Raw genomic sequence first — 23,320 nt, 5'->3', positions numbered from 1 at the left:
GGGCGCGACGGTTGCCGGGGAACAGGCGGCTGTTTAAGGTATAGCCCTTTCCCTCCCCGAGACCCTATCGATGCGCCTGTCAGCCCGCCTGCTCGTCCTCTGCCTCACGCTGCTCAGCCTGCCTGCCCGGGCCGAGACGGTCGAGGGTCTCTACCAGGTGCGCGAGGCGGTCGCCAGCCAGCAGCCGGAGGAGCGCGTCGCCGCCCTCGGGCGCGCCCTGGAGACCCTACTGCTGCGCCTGACCGGCGACGCCAAGGCGCTGCAGAGCCCGGCGCTGGAGGGCGTACGCCAGGACCCGCAGCAGCTGGTCAGCCAGTATGTCTACGAGGGCGACACCCTGGTGGTCGACTTCGACCCGCTGACCACCGAGAACAAGCTGCGCCAGGCCGGCCTGGCGCTGTGGGGCGCCAATCGGCCGTCGATTCTGACCTGGTGGCTGAACGGCGGCGCCGAGGGCGCCAGTCTGGTCGGCGATGGCCAGGAGGCCTCGGCGCCGCTGCGCCGCGCCGCCCAGCATCGTGGCCTGCCGCTGCGCCTGCCGCTGGCCGATCTGCAGGAACAACTGCTGGCGACCCCGGAGAACCTGAGTACCAATCAGCCCGAGGCCCTGCGCGAGGCCTCGCAGCGCTACGGCGCCGATGCCCTGCTGGCGGTACAGGCTCGTGAAGAGGGCGGCCAATGGCAGGCGCAATGGCGCCTGTGGCTGGGCGATAGCCGCGAGCAAGGCTCGGCTGCGGCGGGCAGCCGGCAGGAACTCGCCGATGCCGTCCTGCTCGCCGTCGGCCAGCGCCTGGCCCCGCGCTTCCTGGTCAAGCCGGGCGCCAGCGGTGCCCTGACCCTGGAAGTCCAGGGCGCCGATCTGGCCCGCTTCGCCGAGCTGGAGCGCCTGCTCGAGCCCTTCTCCGCGCGTCTGCTCAGGGTCAAGGGCGACCAGCTGGTGTGGCAGGTCAACGCCAGCGCCGAGCAGCTGCGCGCCCAGCTGGGCCTGGCCGGCCTGCAGGAAGTGCCGGCCGAGGCCGCGCCGCTGGACGCCAGTGGCGCTCCCCAGGCCGCGCCGGCTCCGACCAATCGCATGCGTTTTCGCTGGTAGTCCGGCGGCTTCGCGCATCCAGGGAATGATATGCGCCAACTACCCAATGTTCTGACCCTGCTGCGGCTGCTGCTGACGCTGCCCATCGCCCTGTTGCTGCTGGCCGAGCGCCATGGCCAGGCGCTGGCGCTATTCGCCGTGGCCGGACTGTCGGACGCCCTGGATGGCTTTCTCGCCCGTCGCTTCGGCTGGGTCAGCCGCCTGGGCTCCATCCTCGATCCGCTGGCGGACAAGCTGCTGCTGGTCACCAGCTACCTGTGCCTGACGGCGACCCAGATACTGCCGCTGTGGTTGACCCTGGCGGTGCTCGCCCGCGATGCCCTGATAGTCGCAGGCGCGGCCCTGTACCGCTGGCTGGCCGGCCCCTTCGAGTTCCGCCCGAGCCTGCTGGGCAAGCTTTCCACCGTGTTGCAGATCGTCCTGGTGCTGGCCGTGCTGCTGGAGCTGAGCCTGTTGCCCGGCTTCGCCGAGGTGCGCGCGCCGCTGATCTATGCCGTCCTGGTGCTGGCCCTGGCCAGTGGCGGTCACTATGTATGGAGCTGGTCGCGCAAGTACCGGCAGCGTCAAGGGAGTGCCTGAAATGACCGATTCACGTCGCTGGCTGTGGCTGGCCGGCCTGTTCCTCTGCGGCTGGCTGCTCTACCAGCTCAGCCCCATCCTCTCGCCCTTTCTGGTGGCCATGCTGCTGGCCTATCTCGGCGATCCGCTGGTGGATCGCCTGGAGCGCCGCGGCCTGGCGCGCACCTGGGGCGTGGTCCTGGTGTTCGCCCTGTTCGGCCTGGTGCTGCTGCTCATGCTGCTGGTGCTGATCCCCATGCTCGGCCGCCAGCTGGTGCGTCTCTACGAACTGGCGCCGCAGGGACTCGACTGGGCCCAGCATCAGGCGCTGCCCTGGGCGCAGGCGCAGTTCGGCCTGGCCGAAGGCTTCTGGCGGTTCGACCAGGTTAAGCAGGCGCTGTCCGGCCATCTGGGCAAGACCACCGACATAGTTGGCGGCCTGCTGGCCCAGGCCACGGCCTCCGGTCTGGCGCTGCTCGGCTGGCTGGGCAACCTGCTGCTGATCCCGGTGGTGGCCTTTTACCTGCTGCGCGACTGGGACCTGATGCTGGGCAAGCTGCGCAGCCTGCTGCCACGCGCCCGCGAGAGGCTGGTGGTGCAACTGGTAGGGGAGTGCCATGAGGTGCTCGGCGCCTTCATGCGCGGCCAACTGCTGGTGATGCTGGCTCTGGCCGCCATCTACTCGCTGGGCCTGATGCTGGTCGGCCTGGAGCTGGGGCTGTTGATCGGCCTGCTCGCCGGTCTGGCCAGTATCGTGCCCTACATGGGCTTCATCGTCGGCATCGGCGCCGCGGTGATCGCCGCGCTGTTCCAGCATGCCGGCTTCGAACTCTACCCGCTGCTCGGCATCGCCGTGGTCTTCGGCATCGGCCAGTTGCTCGAAGGCATGCTGCTGACCCCCATGCTGGTCGGCGACCGCATCGGCCTGCACCCGGTGGCGGTGATCTTCGCCATCCTCGCCGGCGGCCAGCTATTCGGCTTCACCGGCGTGCTGCTGGCCCTGCCGGTTGCCGCGGTGATCATGGTATTGCTGCGCCATGCTCATGATTTCTATAAACTTTCCGCCCTTTACGGAGAGCCCGCCGACGACTCGCAAGAGCCGCCGCCCAGCGTATGAAACCAGTTCAGTTGCCCCTCGGCGTGCGCCTGCGCGACGACGCCACCTTCGCCAACTACTACCCCGGCGCCAACGCCGCGGCGCTCGGCTATGTCGAGCGCCTGTGCGAGGCCGATGCGGGGTGGACCGAGAGTCTGATCTACCTCTGGGGCGGCGAGGGCGTGGGGCGCAGCCACCTGTTGCAGGCGGCCTGCCTGCGCTTCGAGCAGCGCGGCGAGGCGGCCGTCTATCTGCCGCTGGCCGAGGTGGCCGAGCATGGCCCCGAGCTGCTCGAGGGGCTGGATCAGTCCGAGCTGGTCTGCCTGGACGACCTGGATGCGGTGGCCGGCCGGGCGGACTGGGAGGAGGCGCTGTTCCACCTGTTCAACCGCCTGCGCGACTCCGGTCGGCGCCTGCTGCTGGCGGCCACGGTGTCGCCGCGCGAACTGCCGGTGCAACTGCCCGACCTGCAGTCGCGCCTGACCCTGGCCCTAGTGTTCCAGCTGCAGGCGCTGTCCGACGAGGACAAGCTGCGCGCCCTGCAACTGCGCGCCTCGCGTCGCGGCCTGCACCTGACCGACGAGGTGGGCCGCTTTATCCTCACCCGTGGCGAGCGCAGCATGAGCGCGCTGTTCGAGCTGCTGGAACGCCTCGATCAGGCTTCGCTGCAGGCCCAGCGCAAGCTGACCATTCCCTTCCTCAAGGAAACCCTGGGCTGGTAGGGGGCGTGACGCATTTCTCAGGTGTTGCTGAGTAGACTGCGTCTCACGCATGGGGTTATGTAGTATGCCGTTGCTTTTGCACGACTTGTCACTTGCCATGGAATAGGCATGCGAGATGCCTTTCGTACTAACAGGGAGATGTACGACGATGAGAGCTGTTCGGTTTGCTTTGCTGGGTTGTCTGGCTGCAGCGGTTGTGGGATGTGGGGGCGTAAAGGACGCCAATAAAGGGAATTTCGCCAAGGCAGTTCAGGCATACCTTGATTCTCAGAATGGGGTATGCGCGGCTATTCCTGCCAAGGAGTATCCGTTCTCGCTGGCGAACAAGGGATGGTTTCCTGATATGAAGCAACGTGCCGACGCTCTGGTCGATGTGGGGCTGCTCACTCGGACTGATACGCAGGTCAAGGCCTCATTCGGCAAAGCAATGGAAGAGGGTTCCGAATATCAGTTAACCGAGCTTGGTAAGAAGTTCTTGGTTGCTGGTGGTGCCAACACAATGGGTGGGCACGATGCTTTTTGCTCAGGAAAGTACGAAATTGTGGAGATCGAGAACTTTACTGAGCCGAGCGATGCTGCGGGCACAATGATTTCCCGGGTGAACTACAGCTACAAGGTCAAGGATGTAGCAGACTGGGTGAAGTCAGAGGACTTGAGTGCTGCCTACGAGAGCCTCAAAGATCAGGTCGAGGGCGAGGTTCGGGACAAGGCAGTGCTTGTATTGACCAATGAAGGCTGGCTGCATGAGCGCCTGTTCAGGCGTTGACCAATGTGCGCTCAGTTTGGTGCATCGGAGCGCAGGTCCTTTGTCCTCAAGGTATTGCTGGAACAATTCCCCTCTTTAAGCTCGAGCGGACGTCAGCTGAGGAACGCACCAGTCGAGGTGTTTTTCTGTCCTCGTGCCGTAAAGGGCGGGTAAACCCGCCCTTTACGCATTTACTGCGCCGCTCCTATTCCCCTGCCAGCTTGCGGTCGTACTGGAACTTCCAGCGTACGTAGAGCAGGGCGCAGCAGAACAGGCTCAGGCTGATCAGCGTCTCCAGGGCGCCGAACAGGGCGCGCCCCGGGTCGATGGCGGCCAGCACGCCCTGGATGAAGTAGATGTTCACCACGAAGCAGATCCAGGCGTGGGCGCGGGCGTTACCCAGCAGCAGGCCGGGGGCGAGCAGCAGCAGCGGCAGCAGCTGGATGCTCAGCACCACCCAGGTGCGCGCACCGTGCAGGTCGGCGAAGAGCAGGTTCCAGGTCAGCAGCAGGGCGAGCAGGGAGAAGAAGCTGAACAGGCTGAGGGCGCGGCTGAGTTTCAGGCGCGGGGCCAGCCATTCCAGGCTGGGCAGGGGCTTGGGCGTTCTAGCCACGGGTGGTCTCCAGTTTCGCGGCGGTGGCCGCCAGGCGCTGGCCGAGGGCGCGGCACAGGGCGATTTCCTGTTCGTCGAGCTTGCGCTTGCCATCGGCGCCGGCGTGATGGCTGGGGCCATAGGGCGTGCCGCCGCCACGGGTCTCCAGCAGGGCGCCTTCGCTGTAGGGCAGGCCGGCGATCAGCATGCCGTGGTGCAGCAGCGGCAGCATCATCGACAGCAGGGTGCTTTCCTGTCCGCCGTGCAGACTGGAGGTCGAGGTGAACACCCCGGCCGGCTTGCCGACCAGCTCGCCGGTCAGCCACAGGCTGCTGGTGCCGTCCAGAAAGTACTTGAGCGGCGCGGCCATGTTGCCGAAACGGGTCGGGCTGCCGAGGGCCAGGCCGGCGCAGTTTCTCAGGTCGTCGAGTTCGACGTAGAGGGCGCCGTCTTCGGGGATCGCCGGGGCTGTCGCTTCGCACTCGGTGGATACCGGCGGCACGGTGCGCAGGCGCGCTTCCAGGCCGCCGAGTTCGACGCCGCGGGCGATCTGCCGGGCCATCTCGGTGGTGGCGCCGTGGCGGCTGTAGTAGAGCACCAGGATATAGGGCGAGCTCATGCCAGCAGCTCCAGCACCTTCTCCGGCGGACGGCCGATCACCGCGCGCTCGCCGGCGACCAGGATGGGCCGCTCGATCAGTCTGGGATGGGCGGCCATGGCGGCGATCAGCTGCTCTTCGTCCAGGCTGGCATCGGCCAGGTTGAGCGCCTTGTACTCGTCTTCGCCGCTGCGCAGCAGCTGGCGGGCGGGGATGCCCAGCTTGCCCAGCAGGGCGCGCAGTTCGGCGGCGCTCGGCGGGGTCTCCAAGTAGCGCACCACGGTCGGTTGCAGGCCGCGCGCTTCGAGCAGCTCCAGTGCGCCACGGGACTTGGAGCAGCGCGGGTTGTGGTAGAGGGTCAGTTCGGTCATGGCGGGTGCCCTTTGGTAAAACAGGGCGCTATTCTAGCCGCCTCGGGCACGAAACGGGTTCTAAGGAGAGGGCATGCACCAGCGGCTGGATGATTGGGTGGGGTTCTGGCGTTTCCTGTTGCAGCGCTTTTTCTCCGATCGGGCCATCCACAGCGCCGCGGCTCTGACCTACACCACGCTGTTCGCCGTGGTGCCGGTGATGACCGTGACCTTCGCCATGCTGTCTGCGGTGCCGGCCTTTCAGGGCACCGGCGAGCAGATTCAGAGCTTCATCTTTCGCAACTTCGTGCCCTCGTCCGGCGCCACGGTGCAGCAATATCTGCGCGACTTCACCACCCAGGCGCGCCAGCTGACCTGGGTCGGCGTCGGGCTGCTGGCGGTCACCGCCTTTATGATGCTGGTGACCATCGAGAAGACCTTCAACGCCATCTGGCGGGTGCGCCAGCCGCGTCGCGGGGTGTCCAGCTTCCTGCTGTACTGGGCGATCCTCAGCCTGGGACCGCTGCTGCTGGGTGCCGGCTTCGCGGTGACCACATACATCACCTCGCTGTCGCTGCTGTCCGGGCCGGATGCCCTGATCGGCGCCAAGACCCTGCTGGCGTTCGCCCCGCTGCTGTTCAGCGCGGCGGCCTTCACCCTGATCTACTCGGCGGTGCCCAACGCCCGGGTGCCGCTGCGCCACGCGTTGGTCGGCGGATTGTTCGCCGCCGTGCTGGTGGAAGTGGCCAAGGCCCTGTTCGGCCTGTTCGTCAGCCTGTTCCCCGGCTACCAGCTGATCTACGGCGCCTTCGCCACGGTGCCGCTGTTCCTGCTGTGGGTCTATCTGTCCTGGCTGATCGTGCTGTTCGGCGCCGAGCTGGTGTGTAACCTGTCGTCCGTCCGCCACTGGCGGCGCAAGGCGCTGCCGCGCCTGCTGGTCGTGCTCGGGGTGCTGCGGGTCTTTCATGAGCGCCAGCAGCGGGGGCGGGCGCTGCGGCATGAGGACATGCAGGGGGCCGGCTGGCTGCTGGCGGAGGACGAATGGGCGGAGGTGGTCGATTTTCTCGAGGGCGAACAGCTGATTTGTCGCGCCAGCGGTGGCGGCTGGGTGCTCTGTCGGGACCTGCAGCACTATAGCCTGCAGCGCTTGCTCGGACGCTGCCCTTGGCCGCTGCCGACACCGCTGCAGTTGCCCGAGCAGCTCGACGAGCCCTGGTACCCGGCGTTGCAGCAGGCGCTGCGGCTGCTGCACGAGGAGCAGGCGGCCCTGTTCGACGGCAGCCTGGCGCAGTGGCTGCACGCGCGCGATTGAGTGCTTGCCAGGGGTGACGAAAAAGGTCAGTTTAGGGCCAGGTGCAGCCTGTTCCACGGGCTGCAGGGGGCGCGCAGGCGCCATGATACCGGCCAGGGATGGCTGGCATGCTTCTGGCAGTCTAACCAGTCGAGTGCTGGCAGACTGCTAGCGGCCTGAATGCATCAGGGATGTCGAGTGGATGATCAGTAGCAAGAACAAGGTGGTGCCGTTGCAGCCGCGGGATTCCGATGAGGCCCTGCAACGGCTGAACCGTATTACCGGCCTGCGTTTCGCCCGCTGGCCGGAGTCCCTGGCGGCGCTGGCGCGTCAGGCGGTCGAGGAGTCCGAGCCGCCCAAGCGGGATTCGGTGGTGCGCTTCGGCGTGTTCTGAGACGGTAAAACGAAAACCCCCGCCGAAGCGGGGGTAGGTCAGTCGCGAGTGAGTCAGGCCAGGGCCTGGCGGTTGGCGTTATCTTGCAACTCGACGGCCTGCACGAAGAACTCCTCGACGATCAGCGTCTGCGCCGGCACCGCCGAACGCAGGCGCACCTGCATGTCTTCGATCTTGCTCTTCATCGGCAGGCGGGCGATGCCCGAGAGCATCACCTTGTGGTGGGCGTTGACCTTGCCGTGATCCACCGCGATCTCGCGTAGCTGGCTGCCGTCGCGATAGCGGATCATCAGCGACACGGGCAGGTTGGCCAGGCCGGGTAGATTCAGCCAGACCGCCACGTTGTACTCCGCCACCTTGCCCTCGTAGGGCGTCATGCCGATACGTGCACTGTTGACGATGCTGGCAGGGACTGGACCGATCAGCTTGTCGCTGGCTTGGGACATGGGGCGACTCCGGCGGAACTGGTTGGTATAGGAATGGGGCGATTATAGGCGGGGGCATCGCGGCGATACTGTGCGCTATGGCGATGCCGGCCGAGACCTGTGTCGCAGAACCTGTCTGTGGGATCAGGCCAGGCGCAGGGGGTGACGCACCACGCTGGGCGTGCTCAGATTGGCGGCGGGCAGGGGCAGTACGGCCTGGTTGTTGACGTTGGCCAGTTGCAGCCAGAGATTTTCTCCCTCGACGAACTGCCCGTTTGGCAGCCACAGCCCGTGGTGCCAGCCGGCACCCGGCTCCGGCGTGCTCTGCAGCACCCCCGGGTGGGTCTGGGCGCTGGGCGCGCGGCGCAGCCAGACGGCGCGCGGTAGGCCCTTGAGGTAGCGCAGGCCGAGATGCAGGCCCTGCTGGTTGAGGTGGCGCCAGCGCACCAGGGCCAGGGTCGGTGTGCCGCTGTGGGTGAGGACCAGGGCCAGTTGGCCGACCGGCAGCTGGCCGCCGAGGTCGGCATGGCAGAGCAGGCGCGCCCCCCCCGGGCTGGCGTCGAGCATCTGCGCCGCGCAGTGGGGCGGACGCTTTTCCAGAAGCTGGGCGTGGATGTTCGCCAGGCCGATCACCAGGTTGCAGTCGGCACTGAAGTCGGCGCGTGGATGACGTCGTTGCTGGCGACCCTGCCAGTGCTGATGGACGCGCTCCAGCAGTTCCAGCTGCGCGGCGCTGCGCAGTGGTGCGGGTTCGTGCAGGGCGACCAGCAGGGCGCCCAGCTCCAGGCGGCGCAGGTATTCGAAGCTACCCTTGATCTCGCCGTCATAGGGCAGGCAGGGCAGCGCCTGGCTGAGATCGATCAGGGGGCCTTCGCCGTCCTCGTCCTCTTCCCAGGGCAGCAGGCGCGCCAGCTCCGCGAGCGGGGTGAGGGCGGCGAACAGCTCGAGGCACTCGCCTTCGGCCAGGTGGAAGGGGTTGCTCAGCGCCAGCAGCAGCATCTGCTGGTAGAGCCCGCGCAGCGAGCCGGCGGGTGCCGGTTGGAAAGGGGCGGCGACGTGCTCGTCCAGGCAGCCCTGATGCTCGCCCAGCCAGTAGAGCAGGTGGCTGTCGCTCCATAGCGAGGCGGCCGGCTCCTGATAGAGTTGATAATGGCGCAGCAGACTCTGGGCGAGAAAGTGCTGGGCCATGTACAGGCACCAGGCCAGGTGCGGGCGCGAGGGGTGATGGCCCTGCAGGATCTGCAGCAGCAGGCGCTTGAAGCCGGAGGCCAGCTCGTCGCACAGATGTACGAACAGGGTCGAAGGCGCAGTGCCGTCGTCCAGCGCCGCGCAGTAGTGGCGATATTCCTCGCTGAGGCTTTGCAGGGCCCTCTGCCTTTCCAGTAAGGTCATGGCGCAGCGGTTGAGGCTGAACAGCAGCCCCAGCACGTCCTGCAGGCCGTCCTCATGAGGCAGCCGGCGGGCGGCGGCGAGCCGGTCGTTGAGGTCGGCGAGCGAGGTGGCGTCCTCTTCGAGGATATCCGGCACCTCGAGGCGCAGGGCATCCAGCGTCATATCAACCCCGTGTGCACGAGGAGCGAAAGCATGGGAAGACCACTCCAGATGGTGATAGGTGTATTAGCCGGGCTTCTTCTGGCCGGTTGCGCCGATGACTGGGGTCTCGATCAGCATGGACGAAAGGTAGCGGCTGAGCAGCTGGAAGGCCAGTGGCTGGTGATCAATTACTGGGCCGAGTGGTGCAAGCCCTGTCGTACCGAGATACCCGAACTGAACCGGCTCAGCGCCGATCTGCAAGGGCAGGGCGTGCGCGTGCTGGGGGTCAACTTCGATGCGCTGCAGGGTGAGGCCTTGAGCAAGGCCGCCGCCGCTTTCGATATCCGCTTCACAGTGCTGGCGCAGGACCCCGCGCCACGTCTGGAACTGCCGCGCAACGACGTTTTGCCGGTCACCTATATCATCGATGGTGCTGGCAGGCTGCGCGAGCGCCTGGTCGGCGAACAGACCGCGGCCGGCCTGCAGGCGCGTCTGCTCCACTGGCAGGCCGAGGAGTAACGGGATGCAGATCTGCTTGCACGGTTTCGTCAGTGGCAAGGTACAGGGTGTGAGCTTTCGCCAGTGCACCCAGGGCGAGGCCGAGCGTCTCGACCTGAATGGCTGGGTACGCAACCTGGTCGATGGTCGAGTCGAGGTGTTGGTCGAAGGCGAAGAGCTTGCCGTGCGCGAGCTGGAGGCTTGGCTGGCGCGTGGTCCGGAGCGGGCGCGAGTCGATGCGCTGGAGCTGGAGGAGCAGCCGGTGCAAGGGATCGCCGGCTTTATCGTTCGTCGTTAGAAGCCGTTCCTGGCCGCGGGGCGGCTTCTATCCTGCAAGCCCGGCCAAGACAAGGCGGGCTTGGTGAAGTCTCTCAGTCCTCGCCGGGATCGGCAGCCAGTCGCCCGGCGTCCTTGAGCAGGGTCTTGAGGAACTGCTCCTGCAGTTCGGGATCGTTGCGGGTCAGCTCGATCAGGCTCTGCTCCAGCTCGCTGGCTTCCTCTTCCAGGCCCAGGTCGGAGAGGCGCTTGACCCGATGCACCCACTGCCCGACATCGTCGTCCTCGAGGTCGTCGTAGATCAGGGCATGGGCTTCGCGCAGCTTGCCGCGCAGGTCGCGGCTGACCAGCAGGCCGGCCTCGGCGCGGGTGCCGTCCTGGGGATCCTCGACGCTCAGCAGCAGGCTGCCGACAGGACTGACATCGTGTTCGGCGAAGGGGCCGTCGAGCAGATTCAGGCGCAACACACCGTGACGGTCGGTGGTCAGCTCGTGAATATCCTTGCCGGCCTTGATCTGTACCGGGCGCTCGGTCCAGGGCAGGCTGGAGTACTCGGTGCGCTTGTCGCGCTGGACTTCCTCGATGGCTGCCAGGTTCTGTTCGGCGCGGCCGTTGGATTCGACGTTCATCGCCGGGTTCAGGCCGGCGATGCCGTAACTGATCCAGTCCTGGGTCACGCTGTCGGGCAGGCGGCCCAGCAGCACCACGTTCAAGACATTGGCGCCGACCCCGGCCACCACGGCCACCGCACCCAGCGGCACCTCGTAGAGCTCGCGCCAGGCCTGATAGGGGGTGTAGCGGTCATAACGCCGGGTCACCTCGAACTCGGTGACCTCGAAGGTCTTCTGTTCGTGGATGCGCACCCGGCGCTGCGGCAGCTCCAGTACCCGCGGCTCGCCCACGTCGATCTGCAGGCTGTGGTCGAGCAGGCGGCGTTCGAAGCGCTCCTCGTGCTCGCTGCGTTGCGGCAGCTGGTTGGCGCAACCGCCGAGGAAGAGGGCGCCGCACAGGGCGGCGCCGAGACGGAGTGAGTTTCGCGGGAACATGCGGGCTTCTTGGTCGGACAGACTCAGCGGGCTATTTGGTCGGCGAGGAAGGTCAGGATCTCGGCTGCCGGCAGCTGCTGGCTTTCACCGGCGCGGCGATGCTTGTACTCGAGCATGCCCTCGGCCAGGCCGCGTTCGCTGACGACGATGCGGTGCGGGATGCCGATCAGCTCCATGTCGGCGAACTTGACCCCGGGGCTGGTCTTCTTGTCACGGTCGTCCAGCAGCACCTCGTAGCCGGCGGCGGTCAGCTCGGCGTAGAGCTTGTCGGTGGCTTCGCGCACGGTCTCGTTCTCGTACTTCATCGGCACCAGGGCGATCTGAAAGGGCGCCAGGGCGTCGGGCCAGAGGATCCCGCGCTCGTCGTAGTTCTGTTCGATGGCGGCCGCCACCACGCGCGAGACGCCGATGCCGTAGCAGCCCATGGTCAGGGTCACCGGCTTGCCGTCCTCGCCCAGCACCTTGCAGCCCATGGCCTCGCTGTACTTGGTGCCGAGCTGGAAGATATGGCCGACCTCGATGCCGCGCTTGATCACCAGGGTGCCCTGGCCGTCCGGGCTGGGATCGCCCGCGACCACGTTGCGCAGGTCGGCCACGATCGGCAGCGGCAGGTCGCGTTCCCAGTTGAGGCCGAAGTAGTGCTTGTCGTCGATATTGGCGCCGGCGCCGAAATCGCTCATCAGGGCGACGCTGCGGTCGATGATGCAGGGGATCGGCAGATTCAGCGGGCCCAGCGAGCCGGGGCCGGCGCCGATGGCGGCGCGGATCTCGGCCTCGGAGGCGAACACCAACGGGCTGGCGACCAGCTCGTGGTTGGCGGCCTTGATCTCGTTCAGCTCGTGGTCGCCGCGCACGATCAGGGCGATCAGCTTGCCTTCCTCGGCCGCGTGCACCACCAGGGTCTTGATGGTCTTGTCGATGGCCAGGCCGAACTGCTTGACCAGGTCGTCGATGGTCCTGGTGTTCGGCGTGTCGACCAGACGCAGCTCCTCGGTGGCGGCGCCGCGTTCTTGCTCGCGCGGGATGGCCTCGGCCTTCTCGATGTTGGCGGCGTAGTCGGAGCTGTCGCTGAAGGCGATATCGTCTTCGCCGGATTCGGCCAGCACATGGAACTCGTGGGAGCCGGTGCCACCAATGGAGCCGGTATCGGCCTGCACCGGGCGGAAGTTCAGACCCAGGCGGGTGAACACATTGCAGTAGGCCTGGTGCATGCGGTCGTAGGTTTCCTGCAGCGAGGCCTGGCTCGGATGGAAGGAGTAGGCGTCCTTCATGATGAACTCGCGGCCGCGCATCAGGCCGAAGCGCGGGCGGATCTCGTCGCGGAACTTGGTCTGGATCTGATACAGGTTGATCGGCAGCTGCTTGTAGCTGTTCAGCTCGTTGCGCGCCAGATCGGTGATGACTTCCTCGTGGGTCGGGCCGACGCAGAACTCGCGGTCGTGGCGGTCCTTGATGCGCAGCAGTTCGGGGCCGTACTGCTCCCAGCGCCCGGACTCCTGCCACAGCTCGGCCGGCTGTACGGCCGGCATCAGCACTTCCAGGGCGCCGGCGGCGTTCATTTCCTCGCGCACTATGGCCTCGACCTTGCGCAGCACGCGCAGCCCCATCGGTAGCCAGGTGTAGAGGCCGGAGGCCAGCTTGCGAGTCATGCCGGCACGCAGCATCAGCTGGTGGCTGATCACCACGGCGTCGGAGGGGGTTTCCTTGAGGGTCGAGAGCAGGTACTGACTGGTACGCATGTTTGGCCGTTATGTCGGTTGCGAGGGCAAAGAATGACTCGGCATTGTACGGTGCCAGCCAGGTGGCGTACAGGACAGACCGGGAGTCGAATATGGCGGAGCTGACCGCAGGCCAGGTGCAGGCGCTGATTCGCGCTGGAGTGCCGATGGCCGAGGATATCGATCTGTGCATCGATCATCTGGATGGCGACAGGGTGGTGGCCAGGGTGCCTTTCCACGCCAGGCTGGTGCGCCCGGGCGGCACCCTGTCGGGGCCAGCCATCATGGCGCTGGCCGATGCGGCCATGTATGCGGTGGTGCTGGGTAGACTCGGACGGGTGGAGATGGCGGTGACGGCCAATCTCAATATCAACTTCCTGGCCAGGCCGAAGCCAGTCGATCTGCTGGCAGAGGCGCGCATTCTGCGCCTGTCGAAGCGCCAGGCGGTATGTGAGGTGCAGCTCTATTCGCAAGGCGAGGAGGGTGAGCTGGTGGCGCATGTCACCGGTACCTACGCCCTGCCGCTGTAAATTGCCTGAGTGAATAAAAAAGAACCCGGCCTAGGCCGGGTTCTTTTTGCACTGACTTCGGTAACGCTAGGACTTACAGCACGTCCAGCGGGTACTCAATGATCAGGCGGGTGTCGTTCAGGTCGCGACCGAAGTTGGCGCGGTACACGGCATGGCGTACGCGGAAGGACAGGTCCTTGGCGGCACCTTCCTGAATCACGTATTTGCTTTCCATGTTCAGCTCGTGACGCTTGCCTTCTTTGCCGTCAGCGCGAACACCGTCGATGTCGTCGCTGGTGACGTAGCGGGTCATGAAGCTCAGGCCCGGTACGCCGTATTCGGCCATGTTCAGGTCGTAGCGAGCCTGCCAGGACTTCTCGTCTTGCAGCTCGTAGTCACCGATCTGCACGGAGTTGTTCAGGTACACGGCGCCACCACCATCGATGCCGTAGGTGTAGCCGGTGTCACCGCTGGAGCGTTGGTAGGCGATGGTGACCTTGTGGCCGCCGAAGCCGTAAGAGGGCGCGATACTCCAGATGCGGTTATCGAGCTCGCCGGAGAACTTCTTGCCATCGTCGGTGGTGCGATAGAAGTTGAAGTCCAGGCCGAAGGACTGGTCGTTGCCCAGATCCTGACCGTAGTTCAGGTTCAGGTAGGTCTTCTTGAAGTGGTCTTCGACATCGGAGAAGAACAGGGCGCCGCTGAAGTCGTCGGTGAAGGCGTAGTTGGCACCGAAGATATTGGCGGAGGTCAGGGTGTGCAGGTTTTCATCGCTGTCCTCAGAGGTGACGGTGTCACGTCCGGCAGCAGTTTGAGAGCTCAGAGCGGTGAAGCGGCCGGCGGTCAGGGTCAGGCCGGAGATTTCATCGCTGGTCAACAGGGTTCCGGTGGCGACTTCCGGCAGGATACGGCTGTCGTCGGTGGAGAACACCGGAGTATCGAGCATCATATTGCCGTGCTTGAGCACGGTGTTGGAGACGCGGAACTTGATGGCGCCGCCGACTTCGCTCTGAGTGTCCTCGGCGGTGCCGTCGCTGTCTACGCCGAACAGGCCATTGCCCTGGCGGCCAGCGCCGGTGTCGAGCTTGATGCTGCTCAGCGAGTGGGCGTCCACGCCGACACCGACGGTGCCCTGGGTGAAGCCGGATTCGAACAGCAGGCGGATGCCCAGGCCGAAGTCTTCACGATAGCCTTTGCGTTCGCCTTTGGCCTCGTTGGCTTCGGACTCGTGAGTGGCGCCGTGTTTGAAGTCACGGTTCATGTACAGGGCGCGGTTGAAGATCTTGAAACTGCTGTCTTCAACAATGCCGTTCGACTCGGATTGTGCGCTGGCGAAGGCCAGCTGGGTGCTTGCGGCGGTCACGGCCAGGGCCAGTGCGCTCCACTTCATCACTTGCATTGTGATTGCTCCTTTGGTTTAGAAGATTTGCACCGCCCATTGTTTTGTTGTATGGGCGGCTCTTTCTTTTTGTGTCGGCGCTAACTTATAGCACGGAGACTTAAGTTGGCGACAGATATCATTGATTCCCTATGAGTTATTAGTATGCACGTCGCAAATTTGCATCTGTGATGTCGCATTTTTGTAGGGATTCCGTCTTGAGCCTCCGTCTCGGGTGTCGAGATAACTCAGCAAAACCAGTCGCTTAGCGCCCTTGGCGGGTTGGCGGTGAGTTTGCCGGATGCTCTCGATGGCCTGGGTCGACGGTGGGGTGGCAAAAGCAAATTTCGTGCACAAAGTGCGGTTGATAGGGGCAAATCAATCGATCCCCGTGAGTTGTGCCGGTTTTACGCATCTTGCTGTCGTTCCCAGGCTGTGGTTGTCGGGCGGCTGGGGTGTGGCGGCGTTACCGTGGCGGGGCTTCGGTAACGCTTTTGGGGCGTCGTGTGCGGTTTTGGGGCGGCCTCGTTTATCTTGTGCTCGCCGATGGGGCGGTGCTTTCGATCGCCTCGGGCAGTCGTTATGCTGCGCCGCCCTTATTCTTGCTGGAGATTATCCCGATGTTCAGCCTCGATTCCCGTTTGCAGCAGGACACCCTGGTGCTTGGGGACTTTCCCCTGTGCCGGTTGCTGCTGATGAACGATGCCAATTATCCCTGGTTCATTCTGGTGCCGCGGCGCGAGTCCGTGAGTGAGCTGTTTCAGCTGGATGAGGCCGATCGGCAGCAACTCTGGCTGGAGACCAACCGGCTGGCGGAGACGCTCAAGGATGCCTTCGTGGCGGACAAGATGAATGTCGCTACCCTGGGTAATGTGGTGAGTCAGCTGCACATGCATGTCATAGTGCGGCGCCGGGAGGACCCGGCCTGGCCTGCGCCCGTGTGGGGCAAGCTGCCTGCTCGCCCGTACGAGGTGGGCGAAATCGAGGCGCTACGCCAGCGCCTGCGCTCGGCGCTGACCGACGACTTCCAGTTTTTCGAGGGCTGACAGCATGGAGTTGGAATCGCGCATCATCGAGCTGGAGACTCGCCTGGCCTTTCAGGACGACACCATTGCGACCCTCAATGATGTGCTGGTAGAGCAGCGGCGCGAACTCGAGCGCTTGCAGCTACAGGTGCAGGCGCTGGCCAGGCGCCAGGCGGAGATGGCCGGGCAGTTCGGCATCGCCGAGGATGAGTCGCCGCCGCCGCATTATTGAATGGGTATTCGCGCTGCCAACTCTGTGCGTGGTGGCGTTTGTTCACTTTGTTCGCGAACAATAAAAAACGCCGGGCCCTTGGGTCCGGCGTTTTTTGGTCGGGGCGACTCAGTGGCTGGGTACGGCGACTATCACGTCCTCGGCCTGCAGGCCCTTGTCGCGCTGCATCACCGAGAACTCGACGCGCTGCCCCTCCACCAGAATGCGATGGCCCTCCCCGCGAATGGCGCGGAAGTGCACGAAGATGTCATCGCCGCGGTCGCGGGAAATGAAGCCGAAGCCCTTGGAGGTGTTGAACCATTTGACCGTGCCCGTTTCGCGATTGCCACTCATCGGGCGGCTGGCGGGGGCTCGGCGTGCGGTCTTACTGCTCAGGTTGATGGCCAGGTGCAGCAGGGTGGCGCTCAGTAGTATCGATAGGCTCAGCAGGGCAGCGGGCTGGTTGCCGATCTGCGGCAGTGGTGCCAGCAGGATCAGGGCCTGCAGCACGCTGGCGAATACCACTAGGGCCGATGCCAGGACCTGCAACTGATTGCGGGCGCCCTGGTGGCGCAGCGGCAGCAGGGGGGCGAGCAGCAGGTTGGTCATGCCGAGCAGGGCCAGGCAGAGGGCGTCGGCGTTGTGCAGATGAGGCAGTGCGTCGCTGCGCAGGCTTGGTGCGAGGGACAGCAGCAGGGCGCCGCCGCCTGTGATCAGGTGAACGATCTTGAGCATGGTCGATGAACTCGCTTGTCTTGAAAGGCTAGATGAAGTGCGGCTGCCCGATGCATGGGCGGATAACCGGCTGTGCCGCTCGGCGGCACGCCGGTATTTAACCGCAAAGAAGATGCCTACTCAAATCAAGCGCTTAGTGCCGTTTCCGGGGCGGGGGGGTGGGTCTGGTTGCGGCCATTGCGTTTGGCCTGGTAGAGGGCGTCGTCGGCGCGGGTGACCAGGCTGTCAAAGGTGTCGCCGGTCTCGGCCAGGGCGATGCCGAAGGAAGCGGTGATGCTGTCCAGCACCTTGTCGGTACTGCGCACCTTGACCCTCAGGGACTGGATTTTCAGGCGCAGTTGCTCGGCGAAGGCGCTGGCGGTTTCTATTTCGAAGCAGTCGCGCAGGATCACGCAGAATTCCTCGCCGCCGTAGCGGGCCGCTATGCCCTGGGAGGGCAGCATGTCGCGCAGTAGCTGACCGACATGCTGCAATACCCGGTCCCCCAGAGGGTGGCCGTACTGATCGTTGAACTGCTTGAAGTGGTCGATATCCAGCATCACCAGCGCCAGGCCTTGGGTGCTTTTTGCGAGCGCCTGGTCCAGCAGGCGGGTGAAGGCGTGGCGATTGAAGACATTGGTCAGGCTGTCGAGGGTGGCGGCGGCCTGGGCGCGTTCCAGCTGGGAACGCAGGCTCTGGATCTCCGCCTGGGCGGCACGCAGGCGATAGAGGAACTGCTCCTGCTGGCTCTGCATCTGCTGGGTGCTGAGCTGCAGTTCGTTGAGCACGCTGGGCAGGTCTTCGGCTATGGGTTCGCGCAGCGCGGCCAGGCCCTGCGACAGGCTCTCCTGGTAGTGCTGGCTGCCGTTGACGCTGCGAGCCACGCCGTGTTCGATGTCGTCGACCAGCTCGATGACCTGTTGCTGGCCGGCCCTGGCCTCCTCGAGCTCGCCGCGAATGATGTATTCGCGGAACAGCTTGAGCGCGGACTCGGGGGGGAAGCTGGCGAAGTCCTTGACGATCTTGTCCAGGCGCCGGTTCAGCTCGGGCTCGGAGCCCCTGCAGTAGGTGAACCAGAGGGCATAGTGCAGCGGGTTCGGCGGAATATCGTGGCGCACCATGTGCGGCACGGCCCGCTTGAGCAGATCGGCGGCCTCGCGAGTCTCTTCGGGGTAGAGCTCGAGAAGGGAGGGGGCTTTGGGCGCCTGGCTCATGTGAATCCCTGCGTGAAGACGAGGCGGATAATCGTAAAGGATAGAGTAGCTCCGGGGTGGTGCCCAGAAAACTCCGGAAAAGCCCCGGCCTGCTGCGTGGGGCGGGCGCCCCTCGCTATGCGAGGGGGGGGTTCAGGCGGCCAGCAGGCTGCGTAGCATCCAGGCGGTCTTCTCGTGTACCTGCATGCGCTGGGTCAACAAATCGGCGGTCGGCTCGTCGCTGACCTTGTCCAGCAACGGGAAGATGCCGCGGGCGGTGCGTACCACGGCCTCCTGGCCCTGTACCAGCAGCCTGATCATGTCCTCGGCGGCGGGCACGCCTTGCTCTTCCTCGATCGAGGATAGGCGGGCGTAAGCCGCGTAGGTGCCGGGGGCGGGGAAGCCGAGGGCGCGGATGCGCTCGGCGATCAGGTCCACGGCCAGGGCCAGCTCGGTGTACTGCGCCTCGAACATCAGGTGCAGGGTGTTGAACATCGGGCCGGTGACGTTCCAGTGAAAGTTGTGGGTCTTCAGATACAGGGTATAGGTGTCGGCCAGCAGGCGGGACAGGCCGTCGGCGATGGCGGCGCGATCCTGCTCGGCGATACCGATGTTGATTTCCATGCCATTTCTCCTTCAGGTGGCCGTGTAGAGGCTTTCGCAAGGATTGCAGCCTATCACGGACGTCTGCATTTCCACCTTGGTCTTATATCAATCGGGTCTATGCCCGCAGGCTATGGCTGGCGGGCCAGCTCCGGACGCTCATGCAGGGTGCGGTTGAACACTTCGACCCAGTAGGCGCTGAACTGCAGGCCGGCCAGGCTGTTGATCTCCAGGATGGCGCGCAGGCGCGGGCGCTTGCTCAGGGTCTGGTGGGCGCGCTCGTGGGTGCGCGCGTCGAAGGTGTCGGCGATGTTGAGGATCAGCGCGCCGGGATGGATTTCCCCCTCCCGCAGGCCCTTGGGATAACCGCTGCCATCGGCGTGCTCCTGGTGCTGCAGGATGATTTCGCTGGCGCCGGCCCAGGCCGGCATGCGCTTGAGCAGCTCGCTGGCCTGGCGCGGGTGCGACTGCATCTGGCGGCGTTCCTCGCGGCTCAGCTCGCTCTGCTTGTGCAGCAGCTCCAGCGGCAGGAAGGCCATGCCTAGGTCGTGCAGGCACACGGCGGCGGCCAGCTGGTTCGGCTCCACCGGTTTGCCGGCGCATTCGTTCATGGCCAGGGCCAGGTCGAGCAGGCGCAGGCCGCGTCCATGCCAGAAGGGCGAGCGGTGTTCGCCGGCGTTCATCAACTCGGCGAAGAATCGCAGGTCGACCTCCGCCTCTATGCCATAGCGCTCCAGCAGCTGTTGCAGTTGCCCCTGGCCGACTTCCACCGGCTGCAGGCGGGTGCTGGGGTCGAGATGCAGCAGCAGGGTGCGGCGAATCTCGGTCTGCTGCGCCCCGGGGGCGGCGGCCAGTGCCTGCAGGGCCTGGCACTGGCTGGCGATCTGCCGTGGCTCGGGCGCGAGGGCGAGGCCCAGGGCGGCGTCGATCAGCTGGCGCAGCTGGTCCAGGCTGAGCAGCAGGATGTCGCCGAGCAGGCTGTCGAACTGCAGGCTGCCCTCGCGCAGGCGCTCAAGCACGTCCTCCATGGCCTGCGGCAGCGGCAGCAGGTGATTCAGTTCGACGTAGCCCAGGCTGCCCTTGATGGTGTGCACCAGGCGGAACAGCTCGCGCAGGCGGTCGCCGTCCTGGGGATGGCGTTCCAGCTCGATCAGCAGCTGCTCGCAGCGCGGCAGATTGTCGGCGGTGTCGAGGCGGAACTCCTCCAGCAGGTCGCTGGGAATGTCGGCGGGGCGGGGCAGGGCCATGGGGTGGTCTCCGCAAGGCTGGAATCTCAGTATAGAAAGGCCGGCTGCACCGGTGCGATTAACCCTATATAATCCCGCCCCTTGTCCTGGATGCGGATGCGCACAGGCCAGGGCGCGCGGCGCCATTGGTCGCCTGTTCCTGCGCTTTCCCCTCCGATTTGCAGAAAATGCTCGCTATTGCCCGGGCCGGCCGGGTGCCAATTCAAGACCGATCTAGAGAAGCGAACCACGACCATGATGCGCAGCCACTATTGCGGCCAACTGAACGAGAGCCTGGACGGCCAGGAAATCACCCTTTGCGGCTGGGTTCACCGCCGGCGCGACCACGGTGGCGTGATCTTCCTCGACATCCGCGACCGTGAAGGCCTGGCCCAGGTGGTGTTCGACCCGGATCGCGCCGAGACCTTCGCCAAGGCCGACCGCGTGCGCAGCGAGTACGTGGTGAAGATTCGCGGCAAGGTACGCCTGCGCCCCGAAGGCGCGCGCAACCCGAACATGGCCAGCGGCGCCATCGAGGTGCTGGGCTACGAGCTGGACGTACTGAACCAGGCCGAGACTCCGCCCTTCCCGCTGGACGAATACTCCGACGTGGGCGAGGAAACCCGCCTGCGCTACCGCTTCATCGATCTGCGTCGCCCGGAGATGGCCGAGCGCCTGAAGCTGCGTTCGCGCATCACCAGCAGCATCCGCCGCTACCTGGACGACAACGGCTTCCTCGACGTCGAGACGCCGATCCTGACCCGCGCCACCCCGGAAGGCGCGCGCGACTACCTGGTGCCGAGCCGCACCCACGCCGGCAGCTTCTTCGCCCTGCCGCAGTCGCCGCAGCTGTTCAAGCAGCTGCTGATGGTGGCCGGCTTCGACCGCTACTACCAGATCGCCAAGTGCTTCCGCGACGAGGACCTGCGCGCCGACCGCCAGCCGGAGTTCACCCAGATCGACATCGAGACCAGCTTCCTCGATGAGAGCGACATCATGGGCATCACCGAGACCATGATCCGCAACCTGTTCAAGGAAGTGCTGGGCGTGGAGTTCGGCGAGCTTCCGCACATGCCGCTGGCCGAGGCCATGCGCCGTTTCGGCTCGGACAAGCCGGACCTGCGCATCCCGCTGGAGCTGGTGGATGTCGCCGATCAGCTGAAAGAAGTCGAGTTCAAGGTGTTCTCCGGTCCGGCCAACGATGCCAAGGGTCGCGTCGCCGCCCTGCGCGTGCCGGGTGCCGCCAGCATGCCGCGCAGTCAGATCGACGACTACACCAAGTTCGTCGGCAACTACGGCGCCAAGGGCCTGGCCTACATCAAGGTCAATGAGCGCGCCAAGGGCGTCGAAGGCCTGCAGTCGCCGATCGTCAAGTTCATCCCCGAGGCCAACCTCAACGTGATCCTCGATCGCGTCGGCGCGGTCGACGGCGATATCGTGTTCTTCGGTGCCGACAAGGCCAAGGTCGTCTGCGATGCCCTCGGTGCCCTGCGTATCAAGGTCGGTCACGATCTGAACCTGCTCACCTGCGAGTGGGCGCCGCTGTGGGTGGTCGACTTCCCGATGTTCGAGGAAAACGACGACGGCAGCCTGACCGCCATGCACCACCCCTTCACCGCCCCCAAGTGCAGCCCGGAAGAGCTCAAGGCCAACCCGGCCGCGGCCCTGTCGCGCGCCTACGACATGGTGCTCAACGGCACCGAGCTGGGCGGTGGCTCCATCCGTATCCACGACAAGAAGATGCAGCAGGCCGTGTTCGAGATCCTCGGCATCGGCGAGGAGGAGCAGCAAGAGAAGTTCGGCTTCCTGCTGGACGCCCTGAAGTTCGGCGCGCCGCCCCACGGTGGCCTGGCCTTCGGTCTGGACCGCCTGGTGATGCTGATGACCGGCGCCAGCTCGATCCGCGAAGTGATCGCCTTCCCGAAAACCCAGAGCGCGGCCTGCGTCATGACCCAGGCGCCGGGCCTGGTCGACAACAAGGCGCTGCGCGAGCTGCATATCCGCCTGCGCGAGCAGCCCAAGGCGGAGTAAAACGGCGGCAAGCCGTGGGCTTCGAGCTGCAAGATGCACGCTTGAGGCTTGCGGCTTGCGGCTCAAATCTGGATAGGAGTGAGTTATGGCTGGTCATTCCAAATGGGCCAACATCAAGCACCGCAAGGGGCGCCAGGACGCCAAGCGCGGCAAGATCTTCACCAAGCTGATTCGCGAGCTGACCGTGGCGGCCAAGCATGGCGGCCCAGTGCCGGCGGACAACCCGCGCCTGCGCCTGGCGGTCGACAAGGCCCTCACGGCCAATATGTCGCGCGACGTGATCGACCGCGCCATCGCCCGTGGCGCCGGCAACACCGAAGCCGACAACATGATCGAGCTGAGCTACGAGGGCTACGCGCCGAGCGGCGTGGCCATCATCATCGAAGCCATGACCGACAATCGCAACCGTACCGCCGCTGACGTGCGCCACGCCTTCACCAAGTGCGGCGGCAACCTGGGTACCGACGGCTCGGTGGCCTATATGTTCGAGCGCAAGGGGCAGATCAGCTTCGCCCCGGGCGTGGATGAGGACGCCCTGATGGAGGCGGCTCTGGAAGCCGGCGCCGACGACGTGGAGATGGGCGAGGACGGCTCGGCCCTGGTCTCCACCAGCTTCGCCGACTTCCTCTCGGTCAACGAGGCGCTGGCCGCCGCCGGCTTCAAGGGCGACGAGGCCGAGGTGGCGATGATCCCCTCGACCATGGCGCCGATCGCCGATTTGGACACCGCCAAGAAGGTGCTCAAGCTGATCGACATGCTGGAAGACCTGGACGACGTGCAGAACGTCTACCACAACGCCGAGATACCCGACGAGATCATGGAGCAGCTCGACTGATCCCTGCGTCGTGAGGAAAAGCCGGAAGCCGCTCGCGCTCTTCCGGCTTTTTTATATGCGTGGCGCTCCGTATACTCGCGGCTGGATAAATAGACAGTGCCTTGGCGCGCGGAGCTGAACCCGGCATGACCCTGATTCTCGGCATCGACCCCGGCTCGCGCATCACCGGCTACGGCGTGGTGCGCGACACCGGGCGTGGCTGCGAGTACGTCGCCTCCGGTTGCATCCGCACCGGCGAGGGCGATCTGGCCAGTCGTCTGCAGAAGGTGTTTCGCGGGGTCGGCGAGGTGATTCGCCTGCATGGGCCGGTGACCATGGGCATCGAACAGGTGTTCATGGCCAAGAACGCCGATTCGGCGCTCAAGCTCGGCCAGGCCCGTGGCGCGGCCATAGTCGCCGGTATCGAGGCCGGGCTGGAGGTCAGCGAATACACCGCCAGCCAGGTCAAGCAGGCCATCGCCGGCAGCGGCGGGGCGGACAAGCAGCAGGTGCAGATGATGGTCATGCACCTGCTCAAGCTCACGCAGAAGCCGCAGATCGACGCCTCCGACGCCCTGGCCATCGCCCTCTGCCATGCCCATCACCGGCAGAGCCTGATTCCCCATAACCTGCTCGGCGCCAAGCGGCGCGGCGGCCGTCTGCGCCTGTAACCAGAAGGATAAA

The 23,320-nt window shown here is 65.4% G+C and carries 27 protein-coding genes and 1 pseudogene; 15 read left to right on the top strand and 13 right to left on the bottom strand.

The features are described 5' to 3' along the window. The first annotated feature begins 70 nt into the window (after positions 1 to 70). The 5 genes from AAFN46_RS12380 to AAFN46_RS12360 all read left to right on the top strand — a co-directional run bounded on the left by AAFN46_RS12380 (position 71) and on the right by AAFN46_RS12360 (position 4,232). Positions 71 to 1,090, top strand: coding sequence for a DUF2066 domain-containing protein (locus AAFN46_RS12380; protein WP_347808993.1), 1,020 nt, complete (start codon positions 71 to 73; stop codon positions 1,088 to 1,090). 30 nt (positions 1,091 to 1,120) lie between these two features. Then, positions 1,121 to 1,669, top strand: coding sequence for a CDP-alcohol phosphatidyltransferase family protein (locus AAFN46_RS12375; RefSeq protein WP_347808992.1), 549 nt, complete (start codon positions 1,121 to 1,123; stop codon positions 1,667 to 1,669). A 1-nt stretch (position 1,670) separates the two neighbouring features. Beyond that, positions 1,671 to 2,765 carry an AI-2E family transporter gene (locus tag AAFN46_RS12370; protein WP_347808991.1) on the top strand — a complete coding sequence of 365 codons (1,095 nt, stop codon included), beginning with the start codon at positions 1,671 to 1,673 and terminating at the stop codon, positions 2,763 to 2,765. Beyond that, entirely contained in the window at positions 2,762 to 3,466 is a 705-nt protein-coding gene (gene hda, locus AAFN46_RS12365; protein ID WP_347808990.1) for a DnaA regulatory inactivator Hda, read from the top strand. Before AAFN46_RS12370 ends, hda begins: the two co-directional genes overlap by 4 nt. Before the next feature lie 148 nt (positions 3,467 to 3,614). After that, positions 3,615 to 4,232: a hypothetical protein gene (locus AAFN46_RS12360; RefSeq protein ID WP_347808989.1), complete on the top strand. Its 618-nt coding sequence runs from the start codon at positions 3,615 to 3,617 to the stop codon at positions 4,230 to 4,232. A 184-nt stretch (positions 4,233 to 4,416) separates the two neighbouring features. Here AAFN46_RS12360 and AAFN46_RS12355 read toward each other — a convergent pair whose 3' ends face one another. From AAFN46_RS12355 to arsC, 3 genes are read right to left on the bottom strand one after another with little or no spacing between them, the layout of a single operon-like run. Beyond that, complete coding sequence (locus tag AAFN46_RS12355; protein WP_347808988.1) at positions 4,417 to 4,824, bottom strand: DUF2069 domain-containing protein; 408 nt, start codon at positions 4,822 to 4,824, stop codon at positions 4,417 to 4,419. Continuing rightward, entirely contained in the window at positions 4,817 to 5,422 is a 606-nt protein-coding gene (gene wrbA, locus AAFN46_RS12350; RefSeq protein WP_347808987.1) for an NAD(P)H:quinone oxidoreductase, read from the bottom strand. Before wrbA ends, AAFN46_RS12355 begins: the two co-directional genes overlap by 8 nt. Next, positions 5,419 to 5,772 carry an arsenate reductase (glutaredoxin) gene (gene arsC, locus AAFN46_RS12345; RefSeq protein WP_347808986.1) on the bottom strand — a complete coding sequence of 118 codons (354 nt, stop codon included), beginning with the start codon at positions 5,770 to 5,772 and terminating at the stop codon, positions 5,419 to 5,421. Before arsC ends, wrbA begins: the two co-directional genes overlap by 4 nt. 73 nt (positions 5,773 to 5,845) lie before the next feature. Here arsC and AAFN46_RS12340 point away from each other — a divergent pair, with 73 nt between their 5' ends. Together AAFN46_RS12340 and AAFN46_RS12335 are read left to right on the top strand one after the other, a co-directional pair. Continuing rightward, positions 5,846 to 7,063, top strand: a complete 1,218-nt coding sequence (locus AAFN46_RS12340; protein ID WP_347808985.1) for a YihY family inner membrane protein — start codon at positions 5,846 to 5,848, stop codon at positions 7,061 to 7,063. Between the two features lie 181 nt (positions 7,064 to 7,244). Further along, positions 7,245 to 7,436, top strand: a complete 192-nt coding sequence (locus tag AAFN46_RS12335; RefSeq protein ID WP_347808984.1) for a hypothetical protein — start codon at positions 7,245 to 7,247, stop codon at positions 7,434 to 7,436. A gap of 53 nt (positions 7,437 to 7,489) precedes the next feature. Here AAFN46_RS12335 and AAFN46_RS12330 read toward each other — a convergent pair whose 3' ends face one another. Both AAFN46_RS12330 and AAFN46_RS12325 read right to left on the bottom strand, forming a co-directional pair. Beyond that, positions 7,490 to 7,882, bottom strand: a complete 393-nt coding sequence (locus AAFN46_RS12330) for a hypothetical protein (protein WP_347808983.1) — start codon at positions 7,880 to 7,882, stop codon at positions 7,490 to 7,492. A 123-nt stretch (positions 7,883 to 8,005) separates the two neighbouring features. After that, positions 8,006 to 9,415 carry a PilZ domain-containing protein gene (locus AAFN46_RS12325; protein WP_347808982.1) on the bottom strand — a complete coding sequence of 470 codons (1,410 nt, stop codon included), beginning with the start codon at positions 9,413 to 9,415 and terminating at the stop codon, positions 8,006 to 8,008. A gap of 30 nt (positions 9,416 to 9,445) precedes the next feature. Here AAFN46_RS12325 and AAFN46_RS12320 point away from each other — a divergent pair, with 30 nt between their 5' ends. After that, the gene (locus AAFN46_RS12320; RefSeq protein WP_347808981.1) at positions 9,446 to 9,913 is read left to right on the top strand and encodes a TlpA disulfide reductase family protein; all 468 of its coding nucleotides are present in this window, start codon (positions 9,446 to 9,448) and stop codon (positions 9,911 to 9,913) included. Positions 9,914 to 9,917: 4 nt separating this feature from the next. After that, on the top strand, positions 9,918 to 10,190 hold the full coding sequence (locus AAFN46_RS12315) for an acylphosphatase (RefSeq protein ID WP_347808980.1): 273 nt from the start codon (positions 9,918 to 9,920) through the stop codon (positions 10,188 to 10,190). A 73-nt stretch (positions 10,191 to 10,263) separates the two neighbouring features. On the opposite strand, the gene AAFN46_RS12310 is transcribed toward AAFN46_RS12315, so the two are convergent. Then, complete coding sequence (locus AAFN46_RS12310) at positions 10,264 to 11,214, bottom strand: hypothetical protein (RefSeq protein WP_347808979.1); 951 nt, start codon at positions 11,212 to 11,214, stop codon at positions 10,264 to 10,266. 23 nt (positions 11,215 to 11,237) lie between these two features. Then, a complete protein-coding gene (locus AAFN46_RS12305; RefSeq protein WP_347808978.1) occupies positions 11,238 to 12,953 on the bottom strand; it encodes a proline--tRNA ligase in 1,716 nt (571 codons plus the stop codon). Between the two features lie 101 nt (positions 12,954 to 13,054). On the opposite strand from AAFN46_RS12305, the gene AAFN46_RS12300 reads away from it, so the two are divergent. After that, entirely contained in the window at positions 13,055 to 13,462 is a 408-nt protein-coding gene (locus AAFN46_RS12300; RefSeq protein ID WP_347809026.1) for a PaaI family thioesterase, read from the top strand. Positions 13,463 to 13,535: 73 nt separating this feature from the next. Here the strand turns inward: AAFN46_RS12300 and AAFN46_RS12295 are convergent, their stop codons facing one another. Next, complete coding sequence (locus AAFN46_RS12295; protein WP_347808977.1) at positions 13,536 to 14,840, bottom strand: OprD family porin; 1,305 nt, start codon at positions 14,838 to 14,840, stop codon at positions 13,536 to 13,538. Between the two features lie 599 nt (positions 14,841 to 15,439). Here AAFN46_RS12295 and AAFN46_RS12290 point away from each other — a divergent pair. Both AAFN46_RS12290 and AAFN46_RS12285 read left to right on the top strand, forming a co-directional pair. Next, positions 15,440 to 15,865, top strand: coding sequence for an HIT domain-containing protein (locus AAFN46_RS12290; RefSeq protein WP_347808976.1), 426 nt, complete (start codon positions 15,440 to 15,442; stop codon positions 15,863 to 15,865). A gap of 4 nt (positions 15,866 to 15,869) precedes the next feature. Next, positions 15,870 to 16,076, top strand: a complete 207-nt coding sequence (locus AAFN46_RS12285) for a SlyX family protein (protein ID WP_347808975.1) — start codon at positions 15,870 to 15,872, stop codon at positions 16,074 to 16,076. Between the two features lie 108 nt (positions 16,077 to 16,184). Here AAFN46_RS12285 and AAFN46_RS12280 read toward each other — a convergent pair whose 3' ends face one another. The 5 genes and pseudogenes from AAFN46_RS12280 to AAFN46_RS12260 form a co-directional block, all read right to left on the bottom strand. Then, complete coding sequence (locus AAFN46_RS12280; protein ID WP_347809025.1) at positions 16,185 to 16,409, bottom strand: cold-shock protein; 225 nt, start codon at positions 16,407 to 16,409, stop codon at positions 16,185 to 16,187. Between the two features lie 57 nt (positions 16,410 to 16,466). Continuing rightward, a pseudogene (locus AAFN46_RS12275) lies at positions 16,467 to 16,790 on the bottom strand (cold shock domain-containing protein membrane protein); the annotation flags it as partial. 125 nt (positions 16,791 to 16,915) lie between these two features. Then, on the bottom strand, positions 16,916 to 17,983 hold the full coding sequence (locus tag AAFN46_RS12270) for a GGDEF domain-containing protein (protein ID WP_347808974.1): 1,068 nt from the start codon (positions 17,981 to 17,983) through the stop codon (positions 16,916 to 16,918). A 132-nt stretch (positions 17,984 to 18,115) separates the two neighbouring features. Beyond that, complete coding sequence (locus AAFN46_RS12265) at positions 18,116 to 18,586, bottom strand: Dps family protein (RefSeq protein ID WP_347808973.1); 471 nt, start codon at positions 18,584 to 18,586, stop codon at positions 18,116 to 18,118. A 110-nt stretch (positions 18,587 to 18,696) separates the two neighbouring features. Beyond that, on the bottom strand, positions 18,697 to 19,812 hold the full coding sequence (locus AAFN46_RS12260) for an HD domain-containing phosphohydrolase (protein ID WP_347808972.1): 1,116 nt from the start codon (positions 19,810 to 19,812) through the stop codon (positions 18,697 to 18,699). Positions 19,813 to 20,046: 234 nt separating this feature from the next. Between AAFN46_RS12260 and aspS the strand changes: the two genes are divergently transcribed. From aspS to ruvC, 3 genes are all read left to right on the top strand, one after another. Further along, positions 20,047 to 21,822, top strand: coding sequence for an aspartate--tRNA ligase (gene aspS / locus AAFN46_RS12255; RefSeq protein WP_347808971.1), 1,776 nt, complete (start codon positions 20,047 to 20,049; stop codon positions 21,820 to 21,822). Positions 21,823 to 21,907: 85 nt separating this feature from the next. Beyond that, on the top strand, positions 21,908 to 22,657 hold the full coding sequence (locus AAFN46_RS12250; protein ID WP_347808970.1) for a YebC/PmpR family DNA-binding transcriptional regulator: 750 nt from the start codon (positions 21,908 to 21,910) through the stop codon (positions 22,655 to 22,657). Positions 22,658 to 22,782: 125 nt separating this feature from the next. Beyond that, positions 22,783 to 23,307 (top strand): crossover junction endodeoxyribonuclease RuvC, encoded by a 525-nt coding sequence (ruvC, locus tag AAFN46_RS12245; protein ID WP_347808969.1) that lies wholly within the window; start codon positions 22,783 to 22,785, stop codon positions 23,305 to 23,307. Positions 23,308 to 23,320: the final 13 nt, after the last annotated feature.

This window comes from Pseudomonas sp. CAU 1711, from assembly GCF_039888625.1.
Classification (GTDB): domain Bacteria; phylum Pseudomonadota; class Gammaproteobacteria; order Pseudomonadales; family Pseudomonadaceae; genus Aquipseudomonas.
Note: the sequence above shows the minus strand (reverse complement) of the source record. Positions and strands in the feature narration are given on the sequence as shown.